8 protein-coding genes are annotated in these 12,049 nt (G+C 49.9%); all 8 read right to left on the bottom strand.

Annotated features, from left to right (window positions below):
• Positions 1-147: 147 nt before the first annotated feature.
• A complete protein-coding gene (locus AC4E8D_RS05055) occupies positions 148-1,995 on the bottom strand; it encodes an IucA/IucC family protein (RefSeq protein ID WP_490205930.1) in 1,848 nt (615 codons plus the stop codon).
• A complete protein-coding gene (locus AC4E8D_RS05050; protein WP_490205929.1) occupies positions 1,955-3,304 on the bottom strand; it encodes a type III PLP-dependent enzyme in 1,350 nt (449 codons plus the stop codon). Before AC4E8D_RS05050 ends, AC4E8D_RS05055 begins: the two co-directional genes overlap by 41 nt.
• Entirely contained in the window at positions 3,301-4,077 is a 777-nt protein-coding gene (locus AC4E8D_RS05045) for an HpcH/HpaI aldolase family protein (protein WP_490205928.1), read from the bottom strand. Before AC4E8D_RS05045 ends, AC4E8D_RS05050 begins: the two co-directional genes overlap by 4 nt.
• Positions 4,074-6,053 (bottom strand): IucA/IucC family protein, encoded by a 1,980-nt coding sequence (locus AC4E8D_RS05040; RefSeq protein ID WP_490205927.1) that lies wholly within the window; start codon positions 6,051-6,053, stop codon positions 4,074-4,076. Before AC4E8D_RS05040 ends, AC4E8D_RS05045 begins: the two co-directional genes overlap by 4 nt.
• The gene (locus AC4E8D_RS05035) at positions 6,028-7,815 is read right to left on the bottom strand and encodes an IucA/IucC family protein (RefSeq protein ID WP_490205926.1); all 1,788 of its coding nucleotides are present in this window, start codon (positions 7,813-7,815) and stop codon (positions 6,028-6,030) included. The genes AC4E8D_RS05040 and AC4E8D_RS05035 overlap by 26 nt, the downstream gene beginning before the upstream one ends.
• Entirely contained in the window at positions 7,793-9,226 is a 1,434-nt protein-coding gene (locus AC4E8D_RS05030; protein WP_490205925.1) for an MFS transporter, read from the bottom strand. Before AC4E8D_RS05030 ends, AC4E8D_RS05035 begins: the two co-directional genes overlap by 23 nt.
• On the bottom strand, positions 9,220-10,575 hold the full coding sequence (locus AC4E8D_RS05025) for a diaminobutyrate--2-oxoglutarate transaminase (RefSeq protein ID WP_490205924.1): 1,356 nt from the start codon (positions 10,573-10,575) through the stop codon (positions 9,220-9,222). The genes AC4E8D_RS05030 and AC4E8D_RS05025 overlap by 7 nt, the downstream gene beginning before the upstream one ends.
• Positions 10,576-10,660: 85 nt before the next feature.
• Positions 10,661-11,677 carry an ATP-grasp domain-containing protein gene (locus tag AC4E8D_RS05020; RefSeq protein ID WP_339306995.1) on the bottom strand — a complete coding sequence of 339 codons (1,017 nt, stop codon included), beginning with the start codon at positions 11,675-11,677 and terminating at the stop codon, positions 10,661-10,663.
• Positions 11,678-12,049 lie beyond the last annotated feature (372 nt).

The following is a 12,049-nucleotide window of genomic DNA, read 5'->3' as shown; positions in this document are numbered from 1 at the left end:
TTAATGAACGTTTTATCCCTCCAAGCATTTCAAGTCTCGATGACAACAAACCAAAAAGGCAACCCGTCGACCGGGTCACCTTCTCTGTTCTCTCCTTTAGCACGCCACTTCTTCTCTCAACACTCCTACACCAACACTACTTAACCTCTATCCCTTGTAAAAAGGGTTCCACCCTATGCCTTTGCCCGATGGCATCGCGCCAGGCACCCCATCCGCTTCAAGCAGCGGACGGACAACTAACTTCACGGGCCACTCCTTGCTCTCGAATATCGCATGAGCGAGCGCGACCCGATCAGATTCGGGAAGCTGCACATGTTGCAGCGCTTCCTTCCAAGCCTGCTCCGTGATCTCCCATAACTTCGTTTCCGGGATGTGATACACCTCGCTAAGTGCCTCCATGATCGCAGCCAGATTCACCTGCGTCCCCAAAGACTGCACATAGAAGATCAGCTTCTGAATCGTCTCGTTATACAGGCTGTTCGAGTAGCCTGGACGAATATGATAGGCAGGGTCAGCAATACCATGCTTGTCCAGATAAGGCTGATGCAGACGTACGGAATCATGATCGCGGAACAAAAGACCTTTTACCTGATTATCCCGTAACACCAGACAACAGTTCTGACCATGAATCTCAGGCACAACGCCCACCTTGAACAGACGCATCACGATGTCATAAAACGTCGTAGCTATGCTGGTATAAAATTCGAGGACATCCGCGCCGCTCAAGTCATCACCCAGGATCTCCGTCAATAGATGCTGCCCTTCCAGATTCACACCCAGTGCGGCCATTGGAATGACTTTGTAAGCATCATCCAACAATTCAGCGGGATACACACGAATCTGTGCAGCCAGATGCCGGGGATGATCATCGAACAGTCCCATGGATTCCGGCATGAAACCCCACCAGTTCTGTTCTTCACACATATACACCTTGTGCTTCAACGTCTCGTCACAAGCAACAGCTTGTCTTAGCATCCGTTCTCCAGCAAGACCATTCAGCAGCTTCACTACCGGAAGATAACGAGCAGCCCCCAGAGACAGCACACTAACCGGTAGCTTGAGCATTAGGGTGGATTCAGTTGACGGAGCCATCGAGCGCAGAGAGGATGTGGCCTGTACGTCGCCCACTTCTATGTCCAATACGACAATGCTACCCGCTTCAATCTCTCCCGTGAAGCGAGGCAGAATCACATGCTGCAATTGCCACGGATGAACAGGCATCGGCTGATATTCGCCCAACGTGATCCCTTTGCGGGCAAACTCGGCTTCCACTACTCCACGCTGAATCTCGTCTAACACATCCAAAATGGACAGTCCATCTTCGCAACCTTGCTGCATGGCATCCAGCCGTATAGCTACCCAGCGCAGCGAAATCGCCTTCCCGAATTCCGCTGCATACCGAGTTACATCTTCTGCGTTGAATCCCACTTTAGCTTTGGACGATGGATGAAATGGACGATCACGCAATGCCGCAACACGTTCACCTTTGATAAACCATTCATAAGCAGAAGCCGGGACGTTAGAGGACAGATACTGGACTTGTTCCCAGCCCAAAGCATACTGCTCCACAGCAATGTCCAGACTAACCAGGAATTCCGCCACCCCAGGCTGCGCATAGGCCTTATCCGACAAAGCCCTCTGTAACACCGCACGTCCAACCTCTGCCGGAGAATCAAGGAGAACCCATCTTCCATCTGTTTTCTCCTCGTAGATCGGTGAACCCTGGACCCACTGAATCCCCTGTCTCACCCCTTCTTCAACCAGACACAGTACACCTTGCGTGTGTAATCTGTAGCGAGAAGCTATATTCTGATTAAGCTCTTCGCTGTCATACCCCTTGTACAATCGACGGAACGGTGCAGGTGCTGCGGCAAAATCAATGAATGGGTGATCCTCCAGTGGGAGTAATTGCTCCGACAAAAATGAATTCATCAGATCCGCCATAATCCGGCGTTCAGCGGCTTGCAGACTGGAACGTTTCATCAGTGTTGACATGATCATTGTCCTCCGTTAGATAATGGAATGCCGGGTGCGGATGCCCCAGAAAATCATGATGCGAGATGGTCCAGCAATAAGCTCCAGACTTTTCAAATACAACAATGTCACCTACCCGCAGCAGCGCTACCTCCGCATCGGAATGCATGCGATCCTTGGGTGTGCATAGCTCACCTACGATATGGACTCGACGACCTCTTACCTCTGGCCGGGCAAATGAATGCTTCCAACGGTTCGTCTCCATAATTTGAAACGGATGGTTATGTCCCCATGAAGCAGGCAGACGATTGTGGTGCGTACCTCCCCTTAACACGGCAAAATACTGACCATGAGAAGTTTTGATATCCGTAACCTCTGCCGCGTAATACCCATGGTCTGCCACCAACAGTCGACCCGATTCAAAATACAGCTGACCTCCGCGTGAAACACGGCGCTGTCTGGCTTCACTTTGTTCTAGCAACGATGTGAATAAAGGCCAGTCGAATCCGGGACTGCCATCATACGTAACACCGAAGCCGCCTCCTGCATTCACCACTTCCACAGGAAGATCATACTGCTGCTGCCACTGCTCCACCTTTTGCAAATACAGCTCGATCATCTGGGCATGCAGCCTGGCATCCATATTGTTGGACAAGGAGTGAAAATGGAACCCGCTTAACCGAACCAGACCCGCGCCTTCCACACGAATAAGTTCAATGGCTTCTTCCACCGCCTCTTCATCGATTCCAAAAGGACTCGGCCCACCACCCATAACAATCTTCGTCCGAGGTAACGTACTGCTTCGCAGGTTGATTCGGAGCAGTATGCGCACTTCCTGCGCTTGCTCCTGTTGTTGCTTGTGTTTTGGCTCATGTCCCGGGTTCTGCTCCCATTCTTGCTTCTGCCTGCTCTCCTGCACCTGCTCCTGCTCCATCGCCCTCTCTTTCGCAATCGCAATGATGCGCCGAAGTTCCAACAGACTCTCCACATGGATGTAGCTCACGCCATGCTCGATCGCCAGACGCAGTTCGCTCTCCTTTTTCCCCGGACCTCCAAACAGAATCGGAACCTCGCGACTTACCGCTCTAACCTTGAGTAGCTCTCCAATCGAAGCCACTTCAAATCCCTTCACCAATGGAAGCAACGCCTCAATGATCCGCGGATCTGGATTCGCCTTGATAGCGTAGAACAATTGTGTGTTCCCGGGCATGCTGCCCAACATCTGACTCACCTGTTCCTGAATGCCAGCCAGATCGTATACATACGCACATACCGGTTCTTCCATTCCGCGTTGCAGTTCATCAATCGCATGCCATACACTAGGTTTCATATCTGCCCACCCGCATTCCTGTAGTCATTCCGTTTTTGGGCATATGCCCGAAACGCCGTATTCCGATCATCACCAAGCACATATATATGTACTCCCCGCTCAGCCCAGAGCGACATATCCTCCACACCTCTGGTGACCGTTGCATAAGGTACTTCGCACTGCTGGGCAGTAGCATGCAATTCATCCAGTGCACGTCTCACATCCGGGTGCTCTGTCTGCCATGGCACGCCGAGGGATTGCGACAGATCCGCCGCCCCTTCCAATACAAAACTCACCTGAGGGTGAGACAGAATCTGTGCACTTTGCCGCACGCCCTCCACACTTTCGATCATGGGGACAACCATCACCTGTTTATTGGCTTCCTCAATATATCCGGTGAGTGGATATTTCCCGAATACACCCGGACGACCGCTATTCAAGCTCCGCGTGCCAACCGGATGATAGTAGGCGTGACGAACCGCTTCCTCCACCTGCTCCAGTTGCTCGACATGCGGAATAACGATGCCTTGTGCCCCGCAGTCCAGCACTTTGAGAATCTCCGCTCGTTCCACTTTCGAGATACGTACCAGCGGGGTCAGGCCGACCAGTTCAGCAGCCCGAACCAACTCTTCCACCGATTCCATCGATGTTGCGGCATGTTCCAGGTCAATAATGACAAAGTCATACTCCGCATGTCCGATCATCTCGATGATGATCGGGTGTGGGATGGATACAAAAAGACCATATACGGGCTGTTCGCGTGCAATTTTTTCCTTCAGCGTGTTAATTCTCATTTGACGATTCCCTTTAATTCGGGTGTTCTCTCTGATTCAAGTACATCCTTTGATATCTTGAGCGGATTGCTCGCTTTGCGGAAATATAACTCCCCATCCCCATACAGGCGGCGCTTGGTCATCTCTTCGATCAGTGCATCTTCGGCAAAAAGGTCAAATGCAGCGAATCGCTCTTCGTACTCCGGGTGCTGCTTCTGATAATCCACAATTACACCTGCGCACAGCTGCCAGAACGCTTCCTCCGACAACCCAAACTTCTCCAAAGCAAGCGCAATATCCGTCATACAGATAAAAAAGAACGCGTCATACGTATAGTCCCGGACTTCCGACACATCTCCCGCATAGATGAAGGAATACCGATTGAACTTGCGATGAGTTTCCGGCTCCGGGTTCAGCTTCGGTGCCCGTTCCGGGTGTAACAGTTGATCCGGTACATAACGAACACCATCATGCAAATCCTTGATAATGATTCGTTTCGGCAGATCGTTTTCCAGTACCAAAATGATATTCTGAGCATGAGATTCCAGCGCAATCCCGTGTGCATAGAGCAGATGAATAATCGGCAGTGTAACTGTGCGAACAAGGGCCTCGCTCCACTTTTCCACACCATGTCGTTCTACAGCATCCTGAATAAATGGAATACCATCCGGCTGCACCAACATCAACGCATTCAGCGGCCATGCTGTCTCGCCTTCCTTCAGATGAACCGATACATTCTCCCGCCAGATCGCACCAAGTGTGCCGTAGGCTCGTCCATATTGGGTTGCAGGCAACAGTTCATAACGGAATGACAGTCCCATGATTTCTTTCAAAATGCCAAACTGAGCCTGCTGCAACAGCTCATCCTCACAAACGAGTTCTTCCAGCCAATCGCTGATCAGCGGTGCGTTCTGGGTCGTATGCTGTGCCAGAATGCGCGTACTCGACGTGTTGGTGATGCTGAGGGCCAGTTTGATGTAAGGCGCTTCTGGGTTCACCCGGTTCGACAGCGAACGGATCGACTGCTGCGCGCGATAGGGCGAAGACGATGGACCAAGATACACAATGTCCCCATCCATCCGTTGACGGGCAAATACCGATTCCAACTGATGCTCCCACTGCCATGGATGAACTGGTATGAACACATAGCGATCACTAGCGTCAGCACTTATTTTTCCATCAACCTTGCTGTCTTTGCTACCTACGCCAGAGCCTATTGAGCTATCATGAACAGCTGTTATTTCACCAACCTCGGCACTGCTCTCAAGCTGATCTGCACTCGTCGCATATGCGTTAACGTTCTCGGCCATGTCCGTACGACCTTGTTGTTGCAGGATCTGTTGAAATCGTTGCATATCCTCTGCCGTCAGATGTTGCCCCACCAGTTTTTCAGAGCTATACCCTGCGGATACAGCGGTCTGAGCCAAATCTTTTTTCACAGCAACCCAGACTAATGAAACCTCCGAGTTAAATTCAGGGCCATAAGCCAGATTATCTTTCAGGGAAAATCCTAACCTCGACTTATAACTCGGATGGTACAGATGACCGTCGGTCATATGACTTTCAAGCGCATCATAATGCCGATCCTCACTCGGAATGTTCATGGGCAATATCGCCCGGCACTGACTATCCTTTGCCATCGTTTCGAGAAGTTCCTGGATAAAAGCCGTCACATTTGCACCCTTCAACGCGTTCAGCACAATTTCTTCCAAAAAGAGATCCAGATCGGTGCAAGGTACGCCCTCTCTTTGAATCGAACCCTTCTTCACCTTCACCCGGCCAAATGAAAACTTCCGCTCGGCTTCACACGTGTACGCCACAGGTTTTCCTGACGATGTAAGTCCTTCGGTTCGCCATTCGCTCCCACTTACATGGCTGTCCAGAATGCCTTCGAACCACATCGCCTCCAGTGTCTGCCGCATGATCCGTTCCTGTACACCCACGTAGACTGCTTCTGTCCTGCCGCCTGCTTCAGCCCTGTATCCCACGACTCCCACGTACTTCACTCCCCATTCGTTTCATTACATTGCTCACCGGCACGTAGGCCGGGGTCTGGCTGATCCCTCTTAGACAACTCACCAAGTTTTGTTTGGCCAGAAAAGCATCCGTTGTCAGCAGATGTTGCACATATGCATTGCCCGTTCGTTCCAGTTCATCCACAAGTACCTCACGTACCTGCTTCCAGAAATGCTCCTCGGATACGTTCACATCTCGCGCCATGGCATGAATTAGAGAACCCAGATGATTAACGATAAAATAGTAAGAAGTCCGCGCCCAGGCTTTCTCTCGCGAATAAAATAATAAATCGGACGCAGCACGATCCTGCTCAAGGATAAGTTCCTCATCCACACTGACCCCTTCCAGATCGCGGACGATAAAATCAACAGGCAACCCATCCTTTAAGGTCACAAGGGTATTCTGCAAATGAGCTTCAAAATGAATACCTTTCTCTCCCGCCGCCCGTACAATCGGCAGCAGAGAACATTTCAGATAACGATCCAACCAACGCTCAGCTATGTCACGTCCACCACCCAGCATCGTCATCAGTCTCGACCGCATCCTGGGAAGCGGTGCTTCTACTAGACTGGATAAGACATACGTATTCTCGACATCAAACTCAATGGGCCGATAAGCTATCGTAAACAGACTGGTTAACTCTTCATCTTCAAAAGCACAAGTCGCAACACCTGTCTCATACGCAATATACGTGTTCGGTTCGGCGCCGAAGCAGTCATGCTGCCTGACGTACTTGGAGGCATCCAGTGTTCTGCGCATCTGCTCAGCACTGTTAGTGCGAATCATGTTGGTGATCTGCATATTCAGTGACAGCTTGATATTGCAGTTCCATTCGGGAACATAAACTGTACGGACCGAAGAGGTTGGATAGACGGTAGGCCCCGCACTACCGAGTAGGATTAATTTTTCATCTCGAATATAGTGCTGTACCTCTGACAACCGTGATATGTATGCGTATTGCCATGGATGGACAGGCAGCAGCCCATACATTCCACTTTTTTCTTTTAAAATAGGCTCCACATGGCTCCGCAGGAGATCATGCAAATCCATTACCGCCTCATCATCCACCCATTCCTGCACGTAGACGTCCTGCCTCACGGCGATATAACAGAGTTGAAACGATGTCCGTAACTCCGGACTGTAGTTCTGAACATCCTGCTCGCTAAAGCCTTTGGAATTCTTCGGGAAAGGGTGAAACGGATGACCATACAACAGTGACTGTTCCGATGTGCGATAATCGTGGATGTCGAGACCGGCTGCTTGTTCGATATACAACGTAAGGTTACCGACACTGTTATCTACCTTTTGTGCAAAATCTTTGGCATACGTCGCATCTACACGATTCGTATTCTCGCCCTTTGGATGTGCAATATCCACCTCAAGTGAACGCTTCATTTCCATCACACTTTTCTTCATTCCATGTTGGTCCGAACTCGCTCCCTGTGCTCCATCTCCACTTAGCTCACATGTGATCCAACGTACCAAGTCGCCATAATGCACCGCTTCCCCGCCAGATTCCATGCTGAGGTATTCATGCTCCCCCATGGCAGAGTAATAAGACAAGCGTCCTGTCACCGTCACCACGCTGGCTTGAAAAGCAACAGCGTACGTCAGCGTATTTGGATTGATCCGAATATCGTTTTCCTTCTCTAGTGCAAGCTCACGGATGTAACAGTTCATCAGCAGTTTGCATGAATGTTCATGGGCCTGCTGCTCAGCCTCAGACCGGAGCTTGTTTTCCATCTCGAACAATGATGCCAACCTTCTTTCGGGTTATAAGTAAGACCAGGGGAAGTGTAAGCAGTATGGCGCAGCCAAGTCCGATACAAATCTCTTTGAGCGCTCCCCATTTGGCCATCTCCATGGACGTTCCTGCCCCGGCAAGCCATTGCCAACGCATATCGTAATATAGGGTCAAGCCCATCACCGCAAACGAAGAAGCGAGCCGCTCAATTGTGGTCGATAACACCGAGCCTTCATGCATGTCTTCCTCCGGTAAAGCCTGTAAACCAATAGCAGAGATACTCATGCCTGACAGACCAACGCCAATTCCCCGGCACGCCATGAGCATACCGATGATCCAGATCGATGCTCCCATGGGTAGAACCGCAAACGACAGAATGGATATCGACACCAGCAACGTGCCCCATGCGATAAAATGTATGGACCGACCTCGGTCCAGCAAGCTGCCGCCAATCCACATGAACAGACTTGTGCAGATGGATAAGGGAATGAACAGCGCACCGGACATGGCTGGTGACAAGTGGAAGACATCCTGGAACAACAATGGCAATGCAAAGATCACGCCAAACATCACACAATCCTGAATCGTCGAGATCAGCACGGTCAGCGGAAAGACGGCATTACGCCGCAGCAACTGGTATCGGATCAATGGTTCCTTGCGACCGTTCTCTGTCTGGATAAAACGAATGAGTAATCCCACACCCAGTGCAATCAGCAGCCAAGGTACCCATACCACCACAACTGGACTCGCGTACAACTGTACCCCCAGACTAAGAGCACCTACAGCACTGATCAGCAGCATGACACTGGATGGATGCCATTTTTTCCTACGGGCAGGGATATAGGTCTGAATGACTCGACCGCACCCGATCAACGAGAATATAGCCAGTGGCACGTTAAGCCAGAACAACATTTCAAGCCGTCCATACTGAATGATGAAGCCCCCCAGTGTTGGTCCGGCAGCCGGAGCGAGCATAAGCAGCAAACCCCACGCTCCGGTAATTCGCCCTCGTACCTCCGGGCCGTATACATCAAACAACAGCACAAGGGATAACGGAATCATCAGCCCCGCGGCAACGCCATGCATGAAACGAACCAGCAACAGTACTTCAATAGAGTGATAAAACAACGCACCTGCTACCGAGAACAGTCCATAGATACTGATGCCCAACATATACGTCTGCTTACGCCCTAGTCGGTCCACAATCAGGGAAGCCAGCGGCATTGTTAACGTCATAGCCAGCATGTACAGCGCGATGATCCATCCTCCTGCTGTCGTAGAGATCTGATAATATTGCACAAAATAAGGCAGCAGCAGGTTAAATGCACTGTTGGTCAGCACCAGCGAAAAGGCACCGATCAGAATCGCGAGTAATACTGCATGCCTCTTCATCAGGGATAGCTTCAACATGCAGCCGTTGCTAAAGCAATCGCTTCAGCTACCGATTTCTCAAAGATCGCAAGGATTGCACCCGATTCTTGTTCCGTAATATTCAGCGGCGGCAGAAAACGAACAACAGCTGAATGACGCCCGCCCAGTTCTACAATTAATCCATTCTTGAAACATTCACGCTGAATAGACTCAGCCAGCGCACCATTAGGCAGATAATGACCCAGACGATCCTTGCGTCCCATTGGATCAACCACCTCAACGCCAATCATCAGTCCTCTACCTCGCACATCACCAATCTCTGCATACCGCTCTTTCATTGCATTCAGTTGATTCATGAACTGCTCACTGCGTAGATGCACGTTGTGTAAAACATCCTGTTCCCGAATATAACGAAGTGTCGCAAGTCCCGCTGCCATGGCTAGTTGATTGCCACGGAACGTGCCTGTGTGTGCACCAGGTTGCCATTGATCCAACTCTTCCTTATAGATGACGACAGACATGGGCAGACTTCCGCCAACTGCTTTGGAGCAGATGATTACATCAGGTACAATCCCGGCATGTTCGAACGAAAACATTCGCCCTGTCCGTCCGATGCCTGTCTGCACTTCGTCGATGATAAGCGGAATGCTTCGCTCTGCCGTGATTCGGCGCAGCTCCCTAAGCCATTCAATATCTGCCGGAATGGCTCCACCTTCACCCTGTACCGTCTCCACAATGACCCCACACGGTGCGGCAATACCGCTCTCGCAATCATCGAGCAGGTTCTCGATATACTGTGCGCTCAACCGGGCCGTCATGCCTTCACCAACACCAAATGGGCAGCGGTATTCATAAGGAAACGGCAGGAAATGAACATCCGGTAGCAGGCTTTGCAGATGTTGTTTCTTGCTCAGGTTGCCACTCATCGACATCGTCGCTTGGGTCGAACCGTGATAACCACCTTGAAAAGCAAGAATGGATTTACCACCTGTAGCATGTTTGACCAGCTTAATGGCAGCTTCTACCGCATCGGCCCCGGTTGGACCACAGAACTGAATCTTGGCTTTATCTCGCATCTCTTCCGGAAGAATGGAGAATAGTTCTTGCATATATGAAAGCTTCAGCGGTGTTGCCAAATCCAGTGTATGTAGCGGAATCTGCTGATCCAGCACATCGCGAATGGCGTTGATCACCGTGTCATGGTTATGTCCCAGCGCCAATGTTCCTGCACCAGCCAGGCAGTCGTAGAATACGCGGCCTTCCGTATCGGTAATCTTCACCCCATGGGCCTTGCTAATGACTAGCGGGAAATGTCTGGGGTACGATCTTGCATTGGATTCCTTCTCATTTTGCAGCTTCAGATATTCCGTCTGCACCTCTACTGACATAGCCCTCTAACGCTCCTTATAATCGATTCAGGCTGAACCTGCTGCCTGTGTTTCTCGTTCTGCATCTTTTATCCGTTGTTATCAGCTATATTCCTTTATGCTCAAGTTGCTCCTGACACAGGTATTCCAGGTATAACCGAACCACATCACGAGTTGTTCCACCATGGGGAAAGACGTGGTGTGTCATATCTGGCAAGGCGTTCACTTCCAGGATGCCTCCTTGTTCTCTAGAGATTGGATTGCGGATATCACAACAACGAACATCGACCCCTGCTACATCGATCTGAAGAGTCTTTGCCGCCTGAGTGATCATTCGGGCATTTTCAGGATGAATAATTTCGGTACAATCCTTGTAGAATTCACTGATTTTTCCGGCGGCAGAATTGCGGAGATCGTATAGCTCGATTTCTTTTCCCGCGGCAGGAACTTCATCAAGTGTTGTCCCTTGTGCATGTAATACCTCCAGCAGTCGTTCCGCTTCTGCATTAACCTCGGGGAACGCTTCATACTCGCCAATGTGCGTCATCTCGATTCGATCCTGATTCAACTGCTCTATCAATGCCCGAACGGTTGAAGTTCCGTCTCCCTCGACATAGACAGGCCGATACTGGTTCACAGCCGCCACTTCACCGTTAATGATCAGCACTCTGTAATCGATTCCGGTTACATATTGCTGCAACATGATGCTGCTGCCGTGGACACTCGCAAGATGAATGGCTGCCTTCAGTTCATCTTCGGTACGCACATCCAGAGTCACGCCCATGCTGCTGCTCGCATCCAGCGGTTTCACCACAATGGAGCGGTATCTATTCAGAAAAGCTGCTGCATTGCTCCCCATCTCTGGGATCACGATAAACGATGGTACAGGCATCCCCTGCTCATGCAGCAACATATTGCATGCCTGCTTGTTCTTCGCGAGCAGTCCAGCGATTAACGGCAGACGATGAGATCTGGTTTTGTTAATGATGATCTGCTTGTCCCCTACAGACAGCTTCAGAAAATCTTCGCATCCCTCAAGAAGTGGCTCACAGGTGATGCCCATTTCTCTCGCTTTGCTTATAATGAGTCGGTTTTGCAGATTATGAATCCCTTTCGGAAACACTGAAAATCCTCCTCGATTCGAATGAAGGTACTCGCTCCTATATAAGTTGAATTAAGGATTATTTACACCGAAACTACAATGACAGAACAACCTTCCAATCGCTGTTATCCCCAGATTTTTTCGATTCCCTTTTCTCAATGGAAAAATCCGGGGATAAAGGCGAACGCTTCGCTTTTTCAGGTTTTTTCTGTCCTCTCCGTTGCATGTAAATGATTAATTCAACTTATATTGCTCATACGTTCATCAATTTTTATTGTAATTTAATATTGATAATGATTATCAATATCATACAAAATCTATTTTATGGCAATTCGAGTTATATTGTCAATAATAAACTTTTAAGGAAAAATAAGATTGAATTTAGTGTGGGTT

Source organism: Paenibacillus sp. SRL342, from assembly GCF_984798905.1.
This window is presented reverse-complemented; position numbering and strand designations above follow the sequence as displayed.